This is a genomic window from Sneathiella sp. (genome assembly GCF_036960985.1).
Lineage (GTDB): Bacteria > Pseudomonadota > Alphaproteobacteria > Sneathiellales > Sneathiellaceae > Sneathiella.
Map to the genome: position 1 here is coordinate 1 of NZ_JBALWD010000041.1, position 20,720 is coordinate 20,720.

Annotated in this window: 24 protein-coding genes; 20 read left to right on the forward strand and 4 right to left on the reverse strand. The window is 44.6% G+C overall.

Annotated features, from left to right (window positions below):
* The 4 genes from V7723_RS17500 to V7723_RS17515 form a co-directional block, all read right to left on the reverse strand.
* On the reverse strand, positions 1–360 hold a 360-nt coding region (locus tag V7723_RS17500), incomplete at its 3' end, for a four-carbon acid sugar kinase family protein (RefSeq protein ID WP_335685789.1).
* A 32-nt stretch (positions 361–392) separates the two neighbouring features.
* Positions 393–1,859: a TRAP transporter large permease gene (locus V7723_RS17505; protein ID WP_335685790.1), complete on the reverse strand. Its 1,467-nt coding sequence runs from the start codon at positions 1,857–1,859 to the stop codon at positions 393–395.
* Positions 1,859–2,422 carry a TRAP transporter small permease subunit gene (locus V7723_RS17510; RefSeq protein ID WP_335685791.1) on the reverse strand — a complete coding sequence of 188 codons (564 nt, stop codon included), beginning with the start codon at positions 2,420–2,422 and terminating at the stop codon, positions 1,859–1,861. The genes V7723_RS17505 and V7723_RS17510 overlap by 1 nt, the downstream gene beginning before the upstream one ends.
* Positions 2,423–2,593: 171 nt before the next feature.
* On the reverse strand, positions 2,594–3,631 hold the full coding sequence (locus V7723_RS17515) for a TRAP transporter substrate-binding protein (protein ID WP_335685792.1): 1,038 nt from the start codon (positions 3,629–3,631) through the stop codon (positions 2,594–2,596).
* Between the two features lie 154 nt (positions 3,632–3,785).
* Here V7723_RS17515 and V7723_RS17520 point away from each other — a divergent pair, with 154 nt between their 5' ends.
* From V7723_RS17520 to V7723_RS17615, 20 genes are all read left to right on the forward strand, one after another.
* The gene (locus V7723_RS17520; protein ID WP_335685793.1) at positions 3,786–4,916 is read left to right on the forward strand and encodes an isocitrate/isopropylmalate dehydrogenase family protein; all 1,131 of its coding nucleotides are present in this window, start codon (positions 3,786–3,788) and stop codon (positions 4,914–4,916) included.
* On the forward strand, positions 4,917–5,942 hold the full coding sequence (locus tag V7723_RS17525; protein ID WP_335685794.1) for a Gfo/Idh/MocA family protein: 1,026 nt from the start codon (positions 4,917–4,919) through the stop codon (positions 5,940–5,942).
* Positions 5,939–6,631, forward strand: a complete 693-nt coding sequence (locus tag V7723_RS17530) for a GntR family transcriptional regulator (protein WP_335685795.1) — start codon at positions 5,939–5,941, stop codon at positions 6,629–6,631. The genes V7723_RS17525 and V7723_RS17530 overlap by 4 nt, the downstream gene beginning before the upstream one ends.
* 9 nt (positions 6,632–6,640) lie before the next feature.
* Entirely contained in the window at positions 6,641–7,441 is an 801-nt protein-coding gene (locus V7723_RS17535; protein WP_335685796.1) for an N-acyl homoserine lactonase family protein, read from the forward strand.
* A gap of 162 nt (positions 7,442–7,603) precedes the next feature.
* Positions 7,604–8,014 (forward strand): hypothetical protein, encoded by a 411-nt coding sequence (locus tag V7723_RS17540; RefSeq protein WP_335685797.1) that lies wholly within the window; start codon positions 7,604–7,606, stop codon positions 8,012–8,014.
* Between the two features lie 15 nt (positions 8,015–8,029).
* A complete protein-coding gene (locus V7723_RS17545) occupies positions 8,030–8,764 on the forward strand; it encodes a beta-ketoacyl synthase chain length factor (RefSeq protein ID WP_335685798.1) in 735 nt (244 codons plus the stop codon).
* Complete coding sequence (locus V7723_RS17550; RefSeq protein WP_335685799.1) at positions 8,757–9,530, forward strand: lysophospholipid acyltransferase family protein; 774 nt, start codon at positions 8,757–8,759, stop codon at positions 9,528–9,530. Before V7723_RS17545 ends, V7723_RS17550 begins: the two co-directional genes overlap by 8 nt.
* On the forward strand, positions 9,523–9,792 hold the full coding sequence (locus V7723_RS17555; protein ID WP_335685800.1) for a phosphopantetheine-binding protein: 270 nt from the start codon (positions 9,523–9,525) through the stop codon (positions 9,790–9,792). Before V7723_RS17550 ends, V7723_RS17555 begins: the two co-directional genes overlap by 8 nt.
* Complete coding sequence (locus V7723_RS17560; RefSeq protein WP_335685801.1) at positions 9,789–10,037, forward strand: acyl carrier protein; 249 nt, start codon at positions 9,789–9,791, stop codon at positions 10,035–10,037. The genes V7723_RS17555 and V7723_RS17560 overlap by 4 nt, the downstream gene beginning before the upstream one ends.
* Positions 10,038–10,224: 187 nt before the next feature.
* Positions 10,225–10,590 (forward strand): hypothetical protein, encoded by a 366-nt coding sequence (locus tag V7723_RS17565; protein WP_335685802.1) that lies wholly within the window; start codon positions 10,225–10,227, stop codon positions 10,588–10,590.
* 30 nt (positions 10,591–10,620) lie between these two features.
* Positions 10,621–11,946: an AMP-binding protein gene (locus tag V7723_RS17570; RefSeq protein WP_335685803.1), complete on the forward strand. Its 1,326-nt coding sequence runs from the start codon at positions 10,621–10,623 to the stop codon at positions 11,944–11,946.
* A gap of 25 nt (positions 11,947–11,971) precedes the next feature.
* Positions 11,972–12,352 (forward strand): 3-hydroxyacyl-ACP dehydratase FabZ family protein, encoded by a 381-nt coding sequence (locus tag V7723_RS17575; protein WP_335685804.1) that lies wholly within the window; start codon positions 11,972–11,974, stop codon positions 12,350–12,352.
* Positions 12,349–14,031, forward strand: coding sequence for a glycosyltransferase family 2 protein (locus V7723_RS17580; RefSeq protein WP_335685805.1), 1,683 nt, complete (start codon positions 12,349–12,351; stop codon positions 14,029–14,031). The genes V7723_RS17575 and V7723_RS17580 overlap by 4 nt, the downstream gene beginning before the upstream one ends.
* A 3-nt stretch (positions 14,032–14,034) precedes the next feature.
* Positions 14,035–14,463, forward strand: a complete 429-nt coding sequence (locus tag V7723_RS17585; RefSeq protein ID WP_335685806.1) for an acyl-CoA thioesterase — start codon at positions 14,035–14,037, stop codon at positions 14,461–14,463.
* The gene (locus tag V7723_RS17590) at positions 14,454–15,062 is read left to right on the forward strand and encodes an outer membrane lipoprotein carrier protein LolA (protein WP_335685807.1); all 609 of its coding nucleotides are present in this window, start codon (positions 14,454–14,456) and stop codon (positions 15,060–15,062) included. The genes V7723_RS17585 and V7723_RS17590 overlap by 10 nt, the downstream gene beginning before the upstream one ends.
* Positions 15,059–17,383 (forward strand): MMPL family transporter, encoded by a 2,325-nt coding sequence (locus tag V7723_RS17595; RefSeq protein ID WP_335685808.1) that lies wholly within the window; start codon positions 15,059–15,061, stop codon positions 17,381–17,383. The genes V7723_RS17590 and V7723_RS17595 overlap by 4 nt, the downstream gene beginning before the upstream one ends.
* A 1-nt stretch (position 17,384) precedes the next feature.
* Positions 17,385–18,617, forward strand: a complete 1,233-nt coding sequence (locus tag V7723_RS17600) for an NAD(P)/FAD-dependent oxidoreductase (protein WP_335685809.1) — start codon at positions 17,385–17,387, stop codon at positions 18,615–18,617.
* Positions 18,608–19,111 carry a DUF3261 domain-containing protein gene (locus V7723_RS17605; RefSeq protein WP_335685810.1) on the forward strand — a complete coding sequence of 168 codons (504 nt, stop codon included), beginning with the start codon at positions 18,608–18,610 and terminating at the stop codon, positions 19,109–19,111. Before V7723_RS17600 ends, V7723_RS17605 begins: the two co-directional genes overlap by 10 nt.
* Entirely contained in the window at positions 19,108–20,292 is a 1,185-nt protein-coding gene (locus V7723_RS17610; RefSeq protein WP_335685811.1) for a beta-ketoacyl-[acyl-carrier-protein] synthase family protein, read from the forward strand. The genes V7723_RS17605 and V7723_RS17610 overlap by 4 nt, the downstream gene beginning before the upstream one ends.
* Before the next feature lie 5 nt (positions 20,293–20,297).
* Complete coding sequence (locus V7723_RS17615) at positions 20,298–20,717, forward strand: ApeP family dehydratase (RefSeq protein ID WP_335685812.1); 420 nt, start codon at positions 20,298–20,300, stop codon at positions 20,715–20,717.
* Positions 20,718–20,720: the final 3 nt, after the last annotated feature.

Genomic DNA, 20,720 nt, shown 5'->3' on the forward strand with positions numbered 1-20,720 from the left:
CGGAAAGGCGGGGCAAATGACCGTTATGTTACTGGCTAGATACTCATGCATTGCGTCACTGACGGGGCCAATATTACCGCGTGGTGTCGAGTCGAAGGTTGAGCAATATTTGAAAAAGAATTGATGCGCTGATTTGCCCTGCAACCATCTTAATGCTTGCAAAGACCATTCAACTGCGTCTTCAGGGGTTGCCATCCTGGATTTTAATGCGACCACAACAGCTTGGGCGTCACCTATATCAGTGTCCTTATCGGGAACGCCGATTAGCTGTGTGACACGCATGCCTTGTTGCACAAGTGTATTTGCCAAGTCTGTAGCACCCGTGAAGTCGTCAGCAACGGCTCCTAAAAGTAGGGTCATTTGTTGGTCCTATAAGTTTAAAGCCAAGCTCGCTAATTAAAGAGCTGTCTTGGTAACCACAAGGCTATTTCAGGGAAGATGGCAACCAGTGCCAAGCCAACTAATTGGAGCATCACAAACGGGATGATTCCTCGATAAATTTGCTGGATTTTGATAGTTTTTGGCGCAACGGCCTTAAGATAAAATAGTGCGAATCCAAAGGGTGGCGTCAAAAACGATGTCTGCAAATTAACTGCAAGCAAAATGGCGAACCAATAAGTGACCTCAATTTTTGCAACATGGTCACCAAAATCCAGGAGGGCAATGGCCGGTGCAAAAACTGGTAATACGATCAGCGTGATTTCAATCCAGTCGAAGAAGAAACCGAGAACAAAAACCAGCCCCATGATCAAGAACAGAAGCCCCCACGATCCAAGTCCTAACGCTTCAACAGCGTCGATAACAAGGTCGTCTCCGCCCAAAGAACGAAAAACAAACGAAAATAAAGTAGCACCAATGAAAATACCGAAAATCATCGCATTGGTTAAAGCGGTACGCTCGACAACATCTTTCAGAGTGTCCCAAAAATGCTTCAGTTCGACGCCAAGTCCGCCTTTTGCAGCGTGCCCTTCCAAGGACGAATCCGCATCGCCGTCAAAATGAATTTCCTTGACGCCCATTGCTGGCAGCAAAACTAAATTAAACAAACCGAGCAATATGGCTCCAAGGGCACCAACACCGGCAGCTTCCGTTGGTGTGGCAAGGCCGGCGAGAATGGAGCCGAGAACACAGGCAATCAATATTACGGGAGGCACAAAACTTCGTAGGACCATACCTAAAACGCCCATTGTCGTCTGCGGGCCTATATCTTTTGGCAGAGGAGGGGCCAATGAAGGATTGATCGTGCACCTGATGACGATATAAGCGAAATACAGGCCGGACAAAATCAATCCGGGGAAAACAGCGGCGACAAATAAATTGCCTACAGAGCGACTTAACAAATCCGCCATGATAACCAGCATGATAGATGGAGGGATTAAAATACCCAAAGTACCGGATGCGGCGATCGTCCCTGTCGCCAGTTCAGCGTCATAGTTTCGTTTCAGCATTACTGGTAGGGCAAGCAGTGACATCATTATGACTGATGCGCCGATGATACCGGTTGTTGCCGCCAGGATAGTGCCCATTAACGTTACTGCCAAAGCTAAGCCACCCGGAACACGCCGGAGCAATACCTGCAAGCAGTTGAGTAGATCACGGGCAATACCTGATTTTTCAAGCATGGTACCCATAAAAATAAACATGGGAATCGCTGTTAAAATCAGACTTTCCATGATCCCGCCAAAGATGCGAGACGGTAAGGAACGGAACTGAATAAACATAAACTCGCCGGAGAATATGCCAATAATACCGAAGGCGAGGCCGACACCGCCTAGAATAAACGCTACAGGGTAGCCTGAGAAAAGCAATATGGCCAACGCGCCGAACATGAATACCGGCAGGAGTTCTACGAAGTCCATTAGTGATCTCCTCCGATAGTCATTTGCTTCATGTCTTGTGGGAGTTGGCCACGGATGCCTGCATAAGATTTAATCAGTTGAGATATCGCTGCCAGCAACAACAATGCGAACAATACGACCAGCCCACCTTTCAACATCCAGATACTGCTGAGACCATTTTGGGATTTGGATATCTCGCCCTGGTTAAACGAATTAATGGTGTAGGGAAGTGAAAGCCATAATCCGAGAAGGGAATAAGGAAGTAGAAAAGCGATAATACCGCAGAATTCTATCCAGTACTTCGTACTTTCGGCCAAAGATTCTCTCAGCAGGTCGATGCGGACATGGGCCTGACGGATATATCCGTAGCCGATAACGAGGACAATTAGGTAGGAATGAAACCAGTATTCTGATTCTTGGATCATTGTTGAGTTAAGGCCAAAAGGTTTTGGAACACCGAAATATCTTGCAACTACATCGTAACAAACAACAAGTACAAGCATCACACCGGCCCAGCCTCCGAATTTCGCGACAGTTCCCAGAACCCTGTCAAGCAAACGGCTGATGCCCAATAATGTCTCCATATCCATCCCTCCCAGAATGTTTTAAGCAAGATATGACCAGTATTTTATTCGATCTGCAAGCAGGTTTGTCTGGTTTCGCTATCTTCAACTCTTAACTGTAACTCTTTAGCCAAAAAATGCCCGCCGTTTTTTTCGGCGGGCATAATTCTTTACGTCAGTGCTAGGAAAGCGTTACTTGAGGTATCCTAGGTCTTTCCATTTAGCGTAACCTTCGCGGAATTCGGTTAGATTTCCGAAGACATTTGCGAAATCAGGGTTTGCTGCAACTTCTTCAGCTGCAACTTCATCCCAGGCGCCGGAAAATGCGGCAAGCATTTCTGGTGACCACGTATGAATTATTACGCCAGCCGCTTCCATTTCTGCAAGAGCTTTGCCCTGGATTGCTTCACCCTCAGCCAGCTGAACCGCGACATTGGCCTTACAAGCTGTAGAAATGATTGCCCGTTGTTGATCGGTCATGCCATCCCATGTCTTCTTGTTGACGAGCAGTTCCTGAATTGTGGATTGCTGATGCCAACCTGGGAAATAGTAATGCTTGGCGATATTGTAAAAACCAAGATTTTGGTCAATTGCAGGCATAGAGAATTCAGTCGCATCGATTGTACCGCGCTCCAGAGCGGGATAAATATCACCACCCGCTAAAAGTTGAGTATCAACGCCAAGTTTCTGCATGGCTTTTGCACCAAGGCCAAAGAAGCGCATTTTCAAGCCTTTTAGATCTTCGGGTGAATTGATTTCCTTGCGGAACCAGCCCGAAGCTTCTGGGGCGATAACGCCGCAAACCAAAGATTGAATGCCATACGGATTGTATAGATCATTCATCATTTGCTCTCCGCCACCATACCACATCCAGGCAATATACTCACCTGCTGCCGGACCGAAAGGAACGGCTGCGAATAGGTTAAAGGCAGAGTTTTTACTTCCCCAATAACCGGCAACTGACCAACCGGCGTCGACCGAGCCGTTGGACACGGCGTCAAAGATTTCGAGAGGCGGGACGAGGGCTTTAGGTTCGAAGAATTTTACCTCGATATCACCGCCAGAGATTTCGTTGACGGTATCTTGAAAACGAACACCTGCTTGACCTAGTTGGATCAGGCTGCCTGGAAATGCTGATGGCATGTTTAATTTTACTTTATCCGCGGATGCGGGTGTTCCTACACCAACAATAGACGCGGTCAGCAGAGCTGCTGCCAATAGTTTTTTCATAATTCCTCCCAATAATTCGGAAATTGATTCCGTGCTTGCTTTTTTAGTACGCAACAACGTATACGTAAAAAACGGCAGTGTCAATAATCCGAAAATGTCGATTACCTAATAATTCGGATTGCAGAGAATTGCATAATGGTTTGGATGAAAAACAATGACTAATCTAGGCAACAGTTTCAAAATTGCGGTATTCGAAGGTGATGGAATCGGCCCGGAAATTACGAGGCCGACGATGGATATTTTGAAATTTGCCTCGTCGAATTATGATGGGTTTTCACTAGATTTCGAAATTTTACCTGCCGGTGCTGGGCATTATCGGGATACGGGAACCGCGTTACCAAAAGAATCAATGGACCGGGCAAGAGCCGCGGACGCGATCTTACTTTCTGCTATTGGGTTGCCAGATGTACGTTATGAGGATGGGACAGAAATCCGACCTCAAGTGGACTTGAGATTTGACCTTGGTCTTTATGCCGGTGTGCGTCCTGTTAAAGTATTTCCTGGTGCGAATTGCCCACTATCCGATCCCCGCGCTAAAGATATTGATTTTGTCCTTGTCCGGGAATCAACGGAGGGCCTATTTGCCCACATGCATGACGGAAAAGTCGTTGATGATCAATACGCTACGGAAACTTTGAGAATAACGCGCGACACTAGCGAAAAACTCTTTGATTTCTCTTTTTTTCTTGCCCAGCAGCGGGCTTCTGAAAAAGGCAGGCCCGGAAAAGTGACCTGCGTCGATAAAGCGAATATATTCCGTTCTTTCTGGTTTTTCCGCTCAATTTTTGAAGAGCGTGCAAAGTTTTTTCCAGACGTTGCCGCTGACGCTGCATATGTTGATGCCATGGCTATGTGGATGGTACAAAGACCTTGGGAATTTGACGTTCTTGTGACCGAAAATATGTTTGGCGATATTTTATCCGACCTGGGAGCTGGCATAATGGGATCCTTGGGGTTAGCGCCATCTGCTGATATTGGGGATGATCATGCCGTGTTCCAGCCCTGTCATGGAAGTGCGCCGGATATAGCTGGCCAGGGAATTGCAAATCCGCTCGCGATGATTCTTTCCGCAGGAATGATGCTGACCTGGTTAGGGCATCAAAACGCCTCGCAACAAATGATCGATTGTGGTCAGAGTATTGATGATGCTGTCACCCGCGTTCTGGCTCAAAAGAAAGGGCTGACGCGGGATCTAGGAGGTCAACTCCGTACCGAGGAGTGCGCAATTGCGGTGTTGGATGCGTTTCAATCGGACGGTTCGGAAGGAACTCGGGAGGCAAGCTAAATGTTGCAAGTGGGCCTTATTGGTGCCGGTTACTTTAGCGGGTTTCATATTGATGCCTGGCAACGGCTCAATGAGGTAAATTTGCTGGCAATTGCGGAATCCGAGGAGGCACGGCGAAAAGATCTTGCATCAGTATTTTCGAATATCAAAATCTATGATTCAGTAGAAGATTTATTATCTGAGAACCACATAGATATCCTTGATATTGCAACACCTCCATCGACGCATCGCACAATTTTAGGCCAAGTCGCGAATAGGGTTAAGATGGTTGTCTGTCAAAAACCATTTTGCGTCAGTTTGGATGAAGCAGAAGAAATTGCCGTAATGTTTAAAAACTCCGGCTCGACTTTGGTGATTCACGAGAATTTTCGTTTCCAACCATGGTACCGAGAAATAAAATCGATAATCAATTCAGGAAAGCTTGGAGAAGTATTGCAAGCTCAATTCCGGCTTCGACCAGGAGACGGGGCAGGTGCAGATGCCTATCTTGATCGACAGCCATATTTTCGGAATATGGAAAAGTTCCTAATTCACGAGACAGGTATACATTGGGTTGATGTCTTTCGTTATTTGTTCGGAAATCCGCAAACCGTATACAGTGATCTAAGGAGATTAAACTCAGAGATCCAAGGAGAAGACGCAGGATACTTTATTCTTGGATATAGTAATGGCCTGAGGACCGTTTTCGACGGAAATCGATTATTAGATCATTCTGCAAATAATCATCGACTGACGATGGGTGAGTTTATTGTCGAAGGAACTGAGGCAATTATAACCCTAAACGGAGATGCAGAGCTTTATCTTCGAACCAAGGGGGACAAAGAACCCCGAAAAATGGACTATGAAGTTAGTCTAAAGGGATTTGGCGGCGACTGTGTTTTTTCTTTGCAAAGTCATATCGTTGACTATTGTCTCGGACGAGGAAAATTGGAAAATTCTGTTGAAAGCTATTTGCGTAATTTGGTTATTGAAAATCATATTTATGAATCGGCAAAGTCCGGTCGAAGATGCATGGTGAAGATGTGAAGAGCGATAATATAGATAGCAGTAGCCGCCAATATAATTCCCAGACAGAGCGGGCCTACCGTACCTTGAAGCGGTCAATTATGGAAAATGAGCTTGTTCCAGCAGCTTTCTATTTGGAAAGAGAATTAGCAGAATTGCTGGGCATGAGCCGGACACCGGTGCGTGAGGCTGCCCGCCGATTAGAGGCTGAAGGTTTTGTCGAAATACGGCCACGGCACGGCATAACTGTCTTACCGATTTCTCCAGAAGATATGACTGAAATTTATGCCTTGTTGTCTGAATTGGAACCTATGGCGGCGGAGTTAGCGGCGGCTAAGGGGTTATCTGACGAACAGTTGACCCGGATCAGTGACTGTGTCGCGATCATGGACAAAGCTTTAGAAGAAGATAATCTTGACGCTTGGGCTAATGCAGATCATGATTTTCATCAATTGCTCGTAAGCTATTCTGGAAATAAGCGGCTCATTTGGGTGATTTCAACCTTTTGGGATCAGGTGTACCGAGCTCGAAAAGTAACTTTGAGAATGCGAGAAAAGCCAATTGAATCTAATCGAGACCATCGCAGTCTTGTTCAGGCAATCCGGGAGCGGGATCCTGTAAAAGCCCGTGAAATTCATAAAAAACATCGCGATCGGGCGGCGGAGACATTGGTGCAGCTAATAGCCAAGCATGGGCTTCAAGTTTTATAAGAGGGCGATATGAGCGATACATGGGAAATATTTGCGATCCGATATGCAGAACGCAATGAACGCTGGCGTAAAGATTCCTTTATTATGGATGATGACCACGCTTCCAAGCATCCGATGGATTATTTTATTTGGGTAATCAAAAATGATACTCGGACAATTCTTGTGGACACAGGATATGATAAGGTTGAAGCGAAGCTCCGCAATCGACCTATTATCGAAAACCCTGTTACCTTACTTGCTGATTTCGGTCTTCCTGCGGAAACCATTGATACCGTTGTGGTAACCCATATGCATTACGATCACGCTGGATCTCTTGGTGATTTTCGTCATGCGAAGCTCTATGTCCAGCCCTCTGAACTTGAATATGTAACAGGCCCGTGTATGTGTCATGATCTGCTACGTTTTCCGTTTTCCGGAGATCATATTTGCGAAGTTATTCGATCTTTATATATGGGAAATGTTGAGTTCTGCGATGGATCTCGGGAAATAGCCCCCGGTGTTGAAGTGCATCTAATTGGTGGGCATACGCGAGGCCAACAATGTGTTCGTGTGCGCACCCGACGTGGATGGGTTGTTCTAGCCTCTGATTCTAGCCATTATTATGAGAACTATAGAACTGGAAAGCCTTTCCCTATCGTCGTCGATATGGAAGAAACTTTAGCCGGTTATGATATTCTGAGAAAACTTGCCGATTCAGATCAGCATATAATACCAGGACACGACCCTTTAACACGCAAATGGTATCCTGCAATTCCTGGTGGAAATGGCGAGACAGTAATGCTGCATGCTGATACGACTGAATTGAATTAGGTGCATTCTATTTTTGCTTTATTAAGTCACCGCGCAAATACATGACTAGAAAGGGCTAGAAAAGCGATTTTTAAATCGTGAAGGTTGTAAAAAATAATATCTTTAAATATTATGGGAACGCATATCATTTGTATCGTGTTGTTTAGCCCATGGAGAAATTTAATGAAGATAATATTTCGAGTAACAATTGTCGCGCTTCTAGCAGTAGTGCTGACGGGGTGTTTTGGTAGATTACAACCAGTTTATAACGTAAATGATATGGCAGTGCCAGTAGCCCTGCAAGATGCGCCCACTTCGAAAATTGACTCTATTATAAAAGTGGCAGTTACGGGCCGAGGTTGGCGTGTCGAAGATGTCAGCCCGGGTGTCATAAAGGCGACATTGAGGCAAAGAACGCACGAAGCAATTGTTAATATCAAATATTCAAACAAAGCTTATTCTATCGATTATGTTTCCAGCCAAGACTTGCTTTATGATGGCTCGCAGATTCACAGAAATTACAATAGATGGGTGAAAACGCTAGAGCAGGACATAAATAAGGAAATGTATAGAGCTTCATTAAACGCGAGTTAGAAAGCCTAAAATCTAATGTATAGTGATTTAGGGTTCTCAATCGATAACTGGAGTGCCTGGGCGCCGGGCTTGGAGAGCCGGGAAGCTTGGCAAATATGGTTTGATGAAGAACAAGACCTGCCTGTAACCGAAGGTGCCCCTGATGTTCGTGACCTGCCTGCTGGATTACGGCGTCGTCTCTCTTTGTTAGGGAAAATGTCGTTGCGAGTAGCGTTGGATGCTGGACACGCAGATACTGCTCGGATTGTGTTCAGTTCGCGCTACGGGAACGTTTCACAAATGTTGCAACTTTTACAAACAATGGCTGCCAGTGAACCAATTTCCCCAACGGGGTTTGGAATGTCAGTTCATAATTCTCTTGTTGGTATGCTGTCTATTGTAACGAAAAACGTACAATCCCAAACAGCGATTGCTGCTGGTTCGGAGAGTTTTTGCATGGGATTAATGGAGGCAATGGGACTTCTAGCAGAAAACCCGAATGAATCGGTCATGCTCATTCATTGCGATGACGTACTGCCAGTATTTTATACGCCTTTTCAGGACCATTCAGTGCGTCGGTGCGCTCTCGCGTTAGTGATTACATCTCAAGATACCAACAAGAACCATTTAACAATGAGTTTCAACGGTAAACCAACGAATGCAATGCGGGAAGATCCACTGGTAAGTTTTTTAAAATTTGTGATCAGTGGCCAGAAAGATTGGTCGTGGACCGGTGCGCAAGGCGAATGGTTGTGCCACAATCATGTATAAGCGTGTTAATTATTGCTGGCGTTTGGCCGGAACTGGTATTGCTTTCGCCAGCTTCGGATTAGGCGGCCTGTTTATGACAATGTTTGTTTTCAAAATCATCGCGGCCGTTACACCAGATGAGAACTTACGAATTAAACGTGTACGTCATGTCATTTATTCGACTTTTCGGTTGTTCGTTTTCATGTTGCGTATCAGTGGCGTGATCAACTCGCGGTTTTATGCGGTAGAACGGCTGAACAGATGTCGCGGCGCGCTAATTGTTGCCAACCACCCGTCTTTGCTCGATACCGTTTTTTTGATGTCCCAGATGCCAAATGTTCAGTGTATTATTAAGCATGAGCTTTGGGAGAACAAGTTTCTAGGCGGCGTCATGCGGGCTGCTGGATATATCCGGAATGATGGAAACGTTCAAGGGCTGTTGGAGCAATGTAAGAATTCGCTGGAAATGGGACAAAATATTCTTATTTTTCCAGAAGGAACGCGGACTGTGCCCGGGCAAAAAATAAAATTTCAACGGGGATTTGCCAATATCGCTGTTTATTTCTCGACTCCAATACAGTTGGTGACCATAAAATGCAATCCGTCAACTTTAGCTAAAGGAAGTCCGTGGTATGATATTCCATCACGACAGTCTTTATTTGATATTACTTTTGACGAACAACTAGACATGAGTGATTATCTGCGGCATGAACCGCGGTCAATAAAAGTTCGCAGATTAACAGACGAACTCGAACAGTATTACGGTAGAAAGCTAAGCTATGAATGAGCTGGAACTAGAAATAAAGAAGCTTATTATTTCAACACTTAATTTGGAAGATATTGCGCCAGAGGAAATTGAAAGCGAAGAAATGTTGTTTGCGGATGGACTCGGCCTCGATTCAATTGACGCACTCGAATTGGGCGTTGAAATCCAGAAAACCTATGGCATAAAAATAAACGCGCAAAACGAAGATGTAAAAGAGCATTTCGCTTCCATCCGCAGTCTTGCTACTTTCATCTCCTCTGAAAGGAAGGCAATGAGCGTATGATGACGCGAGAAGAAGTATATCTTAGTTTGAGCGAATACCTGAGGGATTTGTTTGAAGTACCAGCCAAGGATATAACTCCGGAGGCGAGGCTTTATGAAGATCTTGATTTGGATAGCATCGACGCTGTTGACTTGGTTGTTAAACTACAGGGTTTGACAGGAAAGAAAATACCGCCCGAGGAATTCAAGACGGTTCGAACGGTTGACGACGTCGTGGACCGCGTCTATGCGCTATTGGAAGAATAAAACTCGTCTTCTGGACGTTGCTCTTGTTATAGTAACCTTTTCATATCCGTTTATTGTTTACTTCGGTCTGAAAACCTTATCCCCATGGGTTATCGGGCTAGGCTTGATCGTATTTCTATCTGTGCGAATGCTTGTAAGCAAAAAACGGCAGAAATCTGAATTCTTGATATTTGCTTCGGCCCTGATAATGACGGGCATTCTTTTCTTGATTGATCACAGCATGGCGATCAAGTCCTATCCTATTCTCATGAGTTTTTCGTTTGCGGTCGTCTTCGGGCACTCCCTTATGTATCCCCCGACCATCATCGAAAAACTCGCCAGATTAAGAGAACCGGAATTGGATATGAATGGTGTCCGATATACCCGAAAAGTTACATTTGCGTGGGTGATTTTTTTTGTTGCCAACGGCACCATTTCAACCTGGACCGCGATATACGGGTCGCTGGAAACTTGGACAATTTATAATGGATTTATCTCATATATATTAATCGGCTTGATGTTTGGCCTTGAGTTCATTATTCGTTTGTTTGTTATACAAAGGAAAGCAAGCTAAGACGTGCATTTTTACTCTCTTTCAAATCTCATGGCATCTGGTAGACCAGAAGATTTTGTTGTAGCCGTATCGAATAACGACACGCAACATTTCGCAACCTTCCGAAATGATATAATTGCGACCATAAGCCGGCTGACGGATCACGGTGTAAAGCGGGTCGTCCTGTCGACTGAAGACAGCTATAGTTGTGCTGTTGGCTTTTTCGCGGCAATGCATGCAAAGTGTTGCATTGTTATTCCTCCCAACAATCGTTCTGGAATGTTGGTAAACTTCGTAACGCAAGACTGTCCGCATCTCAGTGATATTACTTATGAAGAAAACCCGTATTTTGTAAAAATAGGAGGAGAGACAAGCAGGCAATTTGTTTTCGAAGAACTTGATCCGGATAACTGCCTGTTAGAATTTTATACTTCAGGCTCAACGGGATCGCCACAAAAAATTCCGAAAACTGTTTTTCAGATTGAAGAAGAATTGGTTGTTCTGCAAAGAAATTGGGGTGAAATGTTGGCGACCGCAACAATTTTAGGAACGGTTTCGCATCAGCATATTTATGGTCTGTATTTCAGAGTGCTTTGGCCCCTATGCGCGGGCCGGCCGTTTAATGTGGAAAGGTTTGAAATTTGGGAGGATATGATTGCTGCTGCGCCTCCTGAAAGTTGTTTTGTTTCTAGTCCGGCCCATCTGTCTCGCATACCACCGATTGAACCTCTAAACAGTGATCAAAAACCCTTGATGATACTTTCTGCAGGGGGACCGTTAAGTTACAAATCAGCTCGTAATGCGGCCAAAACTTTCGGCACATATCCCACTGAAATATACGGCAGCACTGAAACAGGCGGAGTTGCCTTTCGCCAGCAAGAAACAGCGACAACGCCATTCTTCCCACTATTAGGTGTGGAAACTCGTATTGATCAGATCGGCAAACTCAGTGTGAAATCCGGATATACAGATAATCAAGATTGGACGGAAACGAATGATATCGCTCAGCTCTCCGACGATGGAAGTTTTGTGCTCATTGGACGGGCAAACCAGTTCGTAAAAATTGAAGGAAAACGGATTTCTTTGGCGGAAGTAGAAAAATATTTGATGCGCTCGGATTTGATCGCTGACGCAATCATATTCGTTCTGAAAGATAAACGGGATTCCTTGGCAGCGGCGGTGGAGCTCACAGACGCCGGTTGGCGACAACACAAGAAAGTTGGACCTTTTCGGCTAAATCGCCATTTACGGCATTTTCTGAATATGTATCTTGAATCCGCTGCCTTGCCTCGGCGTTGGAGATTTGTTCGAAGATTGCCTCTTAACAGTCAAGGAAAACGTGTTCAGAAAGAAATTGATGAACTGTTTGAGAGCTGAGTAATCTCGCGTTAAGGTGTAAATTATGGAAATACCGTCTTCAACGAATTGGTTGGAAAGCCAAACAGAGCCTGAGATATTATCGAAGAGCCGCGATGGAAATGTGGTTGAGGTCGATATTTTAATTTCTGCAGATTTATTCCAGTTCCAAGGACATTTTCCTGGCCAACCAATTTTCCCCGGCGTCGCACAATTGGATTGGGCCGCTCGTTTGTCAGTAAAGTATTTTGGTGATTTAGGAGCGATCGTTGGTCTCAGTCAAATAAAATTCACAAATTTAATTGAGCCCGGAAACCGCCTTTGCCTTAAGTTAGAATTACAGGTTGAGAAACGGCGTATTGTCTTTTCATACTTACGAGACGACGATAAATGCTCGTCTGGTTGTCTCGAGCTAAATCCGATATGACGCTTTTAGCTTGTGCGATCGTGCCCAGCCATAATCACTATCTTCATATCGACGACGTTATCTTTGCAATCCAGGAACAAGGCTTACCGGCCATTATTATTGACGACGGAAGTGGTGAACCTGCTAGATCGCATTTATCGAAATTGCATAGCCCAGAGAATGGAGTGACCGTCCGAAGATTTGAAAAAAACATGGGTAAAGGAAGAGCAGTTACGGAAGGCTTTCGCCAAGCGCTTGCAGCAGGATACACCCATGCTGTCCAGATTGATGCTGATGGACAACACGATATAGAATCTTTAGCTGATTTATTAAAGTTATCAGAATCCGAGCCAGGGGCGTTGATCAGCGGACTCCCAATCTATGATGAAACGATACCAAAATCTCGCAAATTTGCTCGTTGGCTAACTCATATTTGGGTATGGGTTGAAACGCTCTCAACCTATATTCCAGACAGTATGTGCGGATTTCGAGTTTATCCGCTCGATCTGACGATGAAGGTCGTAAGAAATCAGACGGTTGGTCAGTATATGGATTTTGACACTGAAATTATGGTTAGAATGTGCTGGCAAGGAACACCAGTTCGAATGATGCCGATTAAGGTTACTTATCCTAAGGACAATATTTCGAATTTTAGGTTAGTTGCAGACAATTGGCGGATAACCAAGATGCATACGCGATTGGTTCTTGGCATGTTACGGCGCTTTCCAACGGTTTGGAAAAATCGGCCTGGTCCGTCTGAGAATAGTGTGCATTGGGCAAAGATCAATGAACGGGGAGCTACTTGGGGAATAAAGTTTGTGTTCGCTCTTTATGCGGTGCTTGGACCCAATCTCAGTTGGTACGCAATTCAGCCAATTTTGCTCTATTTTTTCCTGACAGGACGTGAGCAACGACGCGCTTCGTCGCAATATTGGCAGCGAATTTATGATCAGAAGAAATTAATGCTGACGCCCTCTAATTGGGTGCTTTGGTTGCATTATCGTTCTTTCGGTAAAATGGCTCTCGATAAAGTCTCCGCATGGTTGGGCGACGTAAAAATTGCAGATATCATCTTTGATAATGCGAAGGAATTAGATGATAAGGCGAGCTCGAAAACTGGGATTGTCGTCTTTACATCTCATCTTGGAAATGTCGATGTATGTCGTGCACTGGCGGAGAAAAGAGGGGCCAATAAAATAACGGTTTTCGCGCATACAAAAAATGCGATGCGTTTCAATAAATTACTTTCCGTCTATAATCCTGCGTCCGCAGTTGATGTAATGGAAGTTGAGGATATAGGGCCTGGGACATTAATTGACCTTCAAGAGCGACTGGAACGAGGGGATTGGATCGTAATCGCAGGAGACCGTATCCCAGTGAATGGGGATAAAAGGTTAGCCATTGTTGATTTTTTGGGTTCGCCGGCACCTTTCTCTCAAGGGCCCGTAATCATTGCATCACTCCTCAAATGCCCGGTATATATTATGAATTGCGTACGAGAGGATGCCAAATTTCGGATTTACTTTGATAAACTTGCAGATCGAATAGTTTTGCCGCGGCGAAGCCGGGATGCTGCAGCAGAAAAATATATTAAAGAATATGCCAGGACTTTGGAGGAAAAATGCCTTCAATATCCCGATCAGTGGTATAATTTCTATGATTTCTGGGCTGAACAAAAAGTGACCAAAGATAATGACTAAGTCATGTTTGAAAATAAAATGATATCTGCTGATATTATTATCAAAACACAGTTTTATGATCTGGATCCGATGGAAATCGTATGGCATGGAAATTATGTCCGGTTTTTTGAACAGGCCCGATGTGCGCTTCTTGACAAGTTGGATTACAATTATCAACGAATGAGTGAGAGCGGGTTCGCGTGGCCGATTGTCGATATGAGAATAAAATACGTACGGCCACTGGGTTTTCCACAAAGTGTCAAAGTAATTGCAACGCTGGCGGAATATGAAAATCGGTTAAAGATAAACTATATCATTCAGGATATTCAAAGTAGCGAGCGATTGACAAAAGGCTATACAATTCAAGTGGCTGTGGACAAGAGAACAGAGGAAATGCTGTTTCAGTCACCGATAGCTTTCAGGCAGAAAGTTGAAGAAATATTGTGCGACTAAAACTGTCTTTTCTTTTCTTTTCTATCAGTTTGATTTTACTTCAAGCCGCACTTGCGGATCCTGTCCGTCTTGCGACCGGCGAGGGACTTATGGGGAGATTTACCCAAACTCGCTATCTTGCAGGTTTTGACAAGCCAATTGTATCGGAAGGCAAGTTTTTTTTGCTTCCGAAAATAGGCTTGACCTGGCAAACAGAAAAACCGATTAGAACATATATGATTGTTGATAATGATGGAATTCGCCAATCTATAGCGGGTAAGGAAGTATCAAACTTGAGCATTTCTCGGTTTCCGGCGCTTGCTGTCTTACGGGATGTTTTAGAAAACTCTATGAGCGGAAACTGGGAGCCGCTGGAGAAAATGGCCGGTTCTGACATCGTAAAAGATACCGGCGGTTGGCGGTTGGATTTTATTCCAACGATCTCTGAAGTAAAACTTCCCTTTACGGCACTTTCATTTGAAATGACGAATTACCTGGATAAAATCGAGATTAGTAAAGGAGAGAATGACAAAGATGTCATAATTTTCTTTGATCAACAGCAAGCACCTATCGACATTATTCAAGAGGCGGCCGAAAAAAGTAAGCAGGCAGCACATTGAGGAAGACCGGTTTTCTAATTTACCTATTGGCATTGACTTGCGCTGTTATCGTGATCGTAACTCGGTTTTCAAATGGCGTTCCATTGGAAACTAATATTCTTGCGTTGCTACCCACGTCCGAGTCTGAAGACTGGGTGCAGCAAGCTCAAGCTACGCAGCAATCGAAAGGCTCGAACCAGCTCATCATCTTGATCGGGCACACTGATTTTGATGTTGCCCGTGAAGCTGCGCAAATATTGCGGGGTGGTCTTGTTAAGAATAAAATTTTTGATGATGCAGGCGAAGAAATTAAAGCTGCGGGGAGTGATAACTTTGGAAAGGAGTTGTTTAAATTTCGGATCAAGTTATTGATACCTCAAGATCGCCAAGCTCTCAAAACGGGGGCTGCTCAAGACCTCGTGGATCGCGCGTTGGCACAAATTTTGTCTCCGCTAACTTTTGTAAATTCTAATGTTGTTCGGCAAGATCCTTTTTTGTTGTTCCCGGCTTATCTGGCTTCCTTCAAAAAAAATGCGACTAAATTTCAAATTCGCGATGATGTTTTGGCTCTTAATGAAAACGGCCATTGGTATGTCTTGGTTGACGGAATATTGTCAGGTTCTGCCTTTGATCAATCTGTTCAAGAAAATGCATTTGGTGCAATCGACGCCGCTCAAACAAAAATAAACTCCAAGTTCGACGATGTTGATATTTTGAAAACCGGTGCAGTATTTTATAGCCGAGAGGCCTTTCAACAGGCGGAGAGGGAAGCCACCTTAATTGGCGGGGTTTCTCTTTTTGGAATCATTCTGCTTAATTTTCTGATTTTCAGAAGCTTTAAGCCATTGCTGCTAAGCCTATTGGCGATCGCTTCGGGAATAACCGGTGGGTTAGCAGTTGCGTTGCTATTTTTTGGACAACTACATTTGTTGGCCTTGGTTTTCGGCGCGGGCTTAATCGGGATAGCGGTGGACTATGCCTTTCATTATTTTTGTGAACGGTTTCAAAATGACGCTCCGCCGGTCAAGAAGAGAGTGGCTGCAATCAGATCAGGCCTGACACTTGGTTTGGTCAGTTCGGTTTTAGGATTTTTAACTTTGTCCCTAACACCATTTCCAGGATTACAGCAAATTGCGCTTTTTTCAGCCTCCGGACTGACGATGGCTTATTTGACGGTTCTATACGTTTTCCCACTTTTGGATCGCTCGCATGGCTTTTCCCACGGCAAACAATTACTACGGCTTTCCATGGTGGTGCATAGTTTTTGGACGCGCGCGGATAGGAAAAAGTCCAAGATAATAGTTCTAGCGACCCTGTTAATTATTGGTGCTTTTGGTGCTGCAAAAATACAGATTGATGACGATGTGCGCAGCTTGCAAACACTTCCAGCAGGTTTGCAATCTGAAGAGCTTGAAATTCGCAACTTGGCCGGTATTCGTAACGAAACTCATCAGCTATTTGTTCGGGGGGCGACTTCGGATGATGTTTTGCAATTGGAAGAAAAACTTAGTTTGAAGCTAGATCAGCTCGTGAAGGATGGCGCCATAGCAGGATATAACGCCGTCTCGCAAATAATCCCCTCCACTGAGCGGCAACAAGATAACCAAAATCTTATTTCAAAATACCTGTTGCCGAGACTGGAACAACATTTGGATGATATCGGTTTATCTGGATCAATGCCTTATGATCTTACTGAAAATAAGGTGATTTTAGAGGCCTTTCCGGTTGCAGAGCTTCCCTATGGCTTGCAACGTTTAAGGCTTTTGAAAACATCAGGTGCTGTTGTTCATACTATCACTCTATCTGGCGTGAAAAATGCTGAACCGTTGGTTACTTTATCCAACTCCAATGGAAATGTTGTCTTGGTCAATCAAGCCGACGACTTAAGTGACACATTTGGAACTTACCGCTATCGCTCGCTTATTATGTTGCTTGTTGCTTACGGTGTCGTCTGGGTCTTTTTATCATTGCGATATGGGTTGCTAGGTGCGCTTCGAGTAATGTCTCCTTCTATCGGGGCAGTCCTGTTGACACCTTGTGTCATTGCTCTTTTCGGTGAAACATTCACTTTCTTTAACGCAATGTCATTAATCCTGATATTTGCAATTGGCCTTGACTATGCAATTTTTAATCGAGAAGCCGTTGGGGCTCGTAAATCACGGGCGATGTTGGCCAATGGTTTATCAGCTATATCGACTATTCTTGCCTTTGGTCTGCTTGCATTGAGTGATACTTATGCTATTCATGCGTTCGGTATTACAATTTTGGTTGGAATACTTGTCGCCTACTGTCTGGCTCCTCTAGCATCCAATAATAAGAACCAACAATTGGAAACATTGTGAAATGACCGCAAACCAAAAAGAATATGATGTGGTAATCATCGGCGCGGGTCCAGCAGGGTCTCTTGCCGCAACGATGTTGGCTCAGCGGGGGGTTAATGTCCTCGTCATAGAGAAATCAGGGTTTCCCCGATTTGTGATCGGTGAAAGTTTGCTGCCACAAAGTATGGTTTATTTGGAGAAGGCTGGTATCTTAGGGGCAGTAGAAAATGCCAATTTTCAACGCAAGAATGGCGCAAATTTTTCTGATGATTCACGGTATAGTTCGATAAATTTTGGCGACAAATTCACTGAAGGATGGTCGACGACTTATCAGGTTCAACGGGAAAAATTTGACAGTTTGCTGGCAAAGGAAGCGGAAAAGGCGGGTGCGGAAATTTGGTTTGAAAACACCGTGTTAGATGTACAGTTTGATAATACGGGTGTTGCAATTACTGGCCGCGGGCAAGAAGGCGAGTATTTACTCAGATGCCGCTTCGTTGTCGATGCGAGTGGCTATGGTCGAGTATTGCCCCGTTTGTTAAACCTTAGCGTACCATCTACATTTCCCGTCCGGCATGCGTTGTTTACTCATATTGACGACACCTTGGATCAGCAGGACTTCGATCGCGAAAAAATACTTATCACCGTTCATCCTCAATATAGCGATATTTGGTTTTGGCTAATTCCTTTTTCCAAAGGTGTTTCGTCTGTCGGGGTTGTTTGTTCCACAGAACATATGGGCCGCTATGAAGGGTCATCATCTGATAAGCTTTGGGCGCTGATAGCTGAAACTTCACAGTTGAGTGAATTGTTGACGGGGGCCAAGGAGAGACGGCTGGTAAGCGAACTTTCAGGCTACTCGTCGAACGTCTCGAAGATGTGTAGTCCACAGTTTGCGCTGTTGGGTAATGCAGGAGAATTTCTGGATCCTGTATTCTCGTCAGGTGTCACAATTGCTCTCAAATCGGCAGATTTACTTGTTGACCCATTAATGCGTCAATTGTCAGGAGAAAAAGTCGATTGGGAAGAGGATTTTGCGGCTCCCCTCAAAGTTGGTGTCGACTGTTTTAGAGCTTTTGTAGAAGCCTGGTACGAGGGAGAGTTGCAAACTATTCTTTTCAATCCGCCGTCTTATGATAATCCCATAAAAAAAATGATTGTGTCTATATTAGCAGGATATGCATGGGACGAGAAAAATCCGTTTGTAAAACAAGGGAAACGGTACATTGATCTGTTGGCGGCTCAATGCGCCTAATCGTTCTTACCATTCTCGTTTTTCTTGTAGTAACGGGTTGCGGTACTGCAGATCAAGAGCGTTCGACTGCAGCTTCCTGGACGCTGCCTGATAAGCCAAGAGAAGTGGTTCAAATCCTAAGTGGCCATTACGGGGATCAAAATTTTCAGCTTCAGGTTAGATTGAGCATGACTGACGAACAGATGCAGATGATTGGCCTGGATTCGCTGGGTCGCCGGGCGTTCGAAATAAAATGGGATGAGCAGGGATTGACATCTGGTCGGGCCAGCTGGATATCGGACAAGTTACAAGCTTTAGATATATTGAAAGTTGTCATCACCACTTATTGGCCTGAAGATACAGACCAGTATCGGCAGTTTGTGGGAGATAAGGAAAAAAATCTTCAGATCGCCTATCAAACTAACCGCAGGAATGCCTGGAATGAAACGGTCGAGATTTCAGACCCTGAAAATGATTATGAAATGACAATCATTTCTTACGAGATAGAAGAATGACGGGCGGTTATTTTTTAAACTCTCTTGGCATAGTCAATCCATTGGGCATTGGAAAACCCGAAGTAAGCAAGGGTTTATTTGCTGGCCAGACAACCGGAATGACATTGCAATCTGGATGGTTGCCAGATCGGTCAGTATTCGTAGGGCAGGCTGGGTCGATATTGCCTTCCATATCACCAGAACTGGAAATTTATGATAGTCGCAATAATCGATTGCTTTTATCCGCATTACTAGAAATTGATACGGATATTCGGACGGCCATTTCTAAATATGGCCCCAATCGGGTTGCGGTCGTTCTCGGGACGAGTACATCGGGTATTGGCGACAACGAAGATGGTATTTCACAGAAAGTTGCAACGGGATCTTTTCCAAAAGCCTTTCATTACGACCGGCAAGATAACGCGTCTTTAGCCTATTTTACGCGCGACTACTACAATCTGACGGGTCCGGCGATGACAATTTCTACAGCTTGCACCTCTAGCGCGAAGACGCTTGCATCGGCACAACGCATGATACAGGCGGGATTTTGTGATGCCGCAATTGTTGGCGGGGCGGACAGTTTATGTAAGCTGACCCTTAACGGATTTGCGTCCTTAGAGTTATTGTCAGGGGAACTTTGTTTGCCATTCAGTCGAAATCGAAAGGGCATTAATATTGGGGAAGGCGCAGCGGTTTTTATAATTTCACGCGATGAAAGCGATGTTCGGATTGGCGGCGTTGGCGAAACATCAGATGCGTATCATATGAGTTCGCCGGATCCCGAAGGGACAGGCGCGTTATGTGCGATGAAAATAGCATTGCAGAAAAGTGGCATGACGGCATCAGATATCGGTTATCTAAATTTGCATGGAACGGCTACGCAATTGAATGATCGAATGGAAGCTGGCGCTGTTAATAAAATGCTTGGCCAAGTACCTGCCAGTTCGACAAAAGCAATGACGGGGCATACATTGGGCGCAGCCGGCAGTACTGAATTGGGTTTTTTATGGCTTACTATGCAGCGGGATTTTTCGAACGATCTATTGCCGCCACATATTTGGGACGGTGAGGTAGACACCGAAATTGAAAAAGTAAATTTGATTTCGTTGGGCGAAAAAATCGAACATGGTAGTCGTGCAATGATGACGAATTCTTTTGCTTTTGGTGGTAATAACATTAGCGTTGTTCTGGTGAAGGAGTAACGACTGTGCAAACTTGTACTTACGAAATAAGTGACCTTCTCTATCATACGTCACCTATGATCTTGATAGATAATATAGAGTCATATGATGCAGAAACCGTTCTATCTTCTGTGGAGATTACACCGGACAGCCCGTTTTTGAGAGATGATGTCGTGCCTTCTTACGTAAGTGTCGAATACATGGCGCAATCGGTTGCCGCTTACAGCGGTATAAAGGCCAAAAATTCTGGTGGCAGTATTAAAATTGGTTATCTGGCGAGCGCCAGAAAGGTAGCGTTGAATGTTCCATATTTTTCGGTTGGAGATAAGCTGGAAATTACTGTGAAGATGATTTGGAATGAGTCACCAATGGCCGTATTTGATTGCCGTATCGATCGCCAGAATACAATTGTCGCGTCTTCGCACCTTAACGTATATCAACCATAAAAG

What these genes read in the sequence shown, in the direction of transcription:
- V7723_RS17505 (WP_335685790.1), bottom strand. Translation starts at nt 1,859, where the DNA reads ATGGACTTCGTAGAACTCCTGCCGGTATTCATGTTCGGCGCGTTGGCC.
- V7723_RS17510 (WP_335685791.1), bottom strand. Translation starts at nt 2,422, where the DNA reads ATGGAGACATTATTGGGCATCAGCCGTTTGCTTGACAGGGTTCTGGGA.
- V7723_RS17515 (WP_335685792.1), bottom strand. Translation starts at nt 3,631, where the DNA reads ATGAAAAAACTATTGGCAGCAGCTCTGCTGACCGCGTCTATTGTTGGT.
- V7723_RS17520 (WP_335685793.1), top strand. Translation starts at nt 3,786, where the DNA reads ATGACTAATCTAGGCAACAGTTTCAAAATTGCGGTATTCGAAGGTGAT.
- V7723_RS17525 (WP_335685794.1), top strand. Translation starts at nt 4,917, where the DNA reads ATGTTGCAAGTGGGCCTTATTGGTGCCGGTTACTTTAGCGGGTTTCAT.
- V7723_RS17535 (WP_335685796.1), top strand. Translation starts at nt 6,641, where the DNA reads ATGAGCGATACATGGGAAATATTTGCGATCCGATATGCAGAACGCAAT.
- V7723_RS17540 (WP_335685797.1), top strand. Translation starts at nt 7,604, where the DNA reads ATGAAGATAATATTTCGAGTAACAATTGTCGCGCTTCTAGCAGTAGTG.
- V7723_RS17545 (WP_335685798.1), top strand. Translation starts at nt 8,030, where the DNA reads ATGTATAGTGATTTAGGGTTCTCAATCGATAACTGGAGTGCCTGGGCG.
- V7723_RS17550 (WP_335685799.1), top strand. Translation starts at nt 8,757, where the DNA reads ATGTATAAGCGTGTTAATTATTGCTGGCGTTTGGCCGGAACTGGTATT.
- V7723_RS17555 (WP_335685800.1), top strand. Translation starts at nt 9,523, where the DNA reads ATGAATGAGCTGGAACTAGAAATAAAGAAGCTTATTATTTCAACACTT.
- V7723_RS17560 (WP_335685801.1), top strand. Translation starts at nt 9,789, where the DNA reads ATGATGACGCGAGAAGAAGTATATCTTAGTTTGAGCGAATACCTGAGG.
- V7723_RS17565 (WP_335685802.1), top strand. Translation starts at nt 10,225, where the DNA reads ATGACGGGCATTCTTTTCTTGATTGATCACAGCATGGCGATCAAGTCC.
- V7723_RS17570 (WP_335685803.1), top strand. Translation starts at nt 10,621, where the DNA reads ATGGCATCTGGTAGACCAGAAGATTTTGTTGTAGCCGTATCGAATAAC.
- V7723_RS17575 (WP_335685804.1), top strand. Translation starts at nt 11,972, where the DNA reads ATGGAAATACCGTCTTCAACGAATTGGTTGGAAAGCCAAACAGAGCCT.
- V7723_RS17580 (WP_335685805.1), top strand. Translation starts at nt 12,349, where the DNA reads ATGACGCTTTTAGCTTGTGCGATCGTGCCCAGCCATAATCACTATCTT.
- V7723_RS17585 (WP_335685806.1), top strand. Translation starts at nt 14,035, where the DNA reads ATGTTTGAAAATAAAATGATATCTGCTGATATTATTATCAAAACACAG.
- V7723_RS17600 (WP_335685809.1), top strand. Translation starts at nt 17,385, where the DNA reads ATGACCGCAAACCAAAAAGAATATGATGTGGTAATCATCGGCGCGGGT.
- V7723_RS17605 (WP_335685810.1), top strand. Translation starts at nt 18,608, where the DNA reads ATGCGCCTAATCGTTCTTACCATTCTCGTTTTTCTTGTAGTAACGGGT.
- V7723_RS17610 (WP_335685811.1), top strand. Translation starts at nt 19,108, where the DNA reads ATGACGGGCGGTTATTTTTTAAACTCTCTTGGCATAGTCAATCCATTG.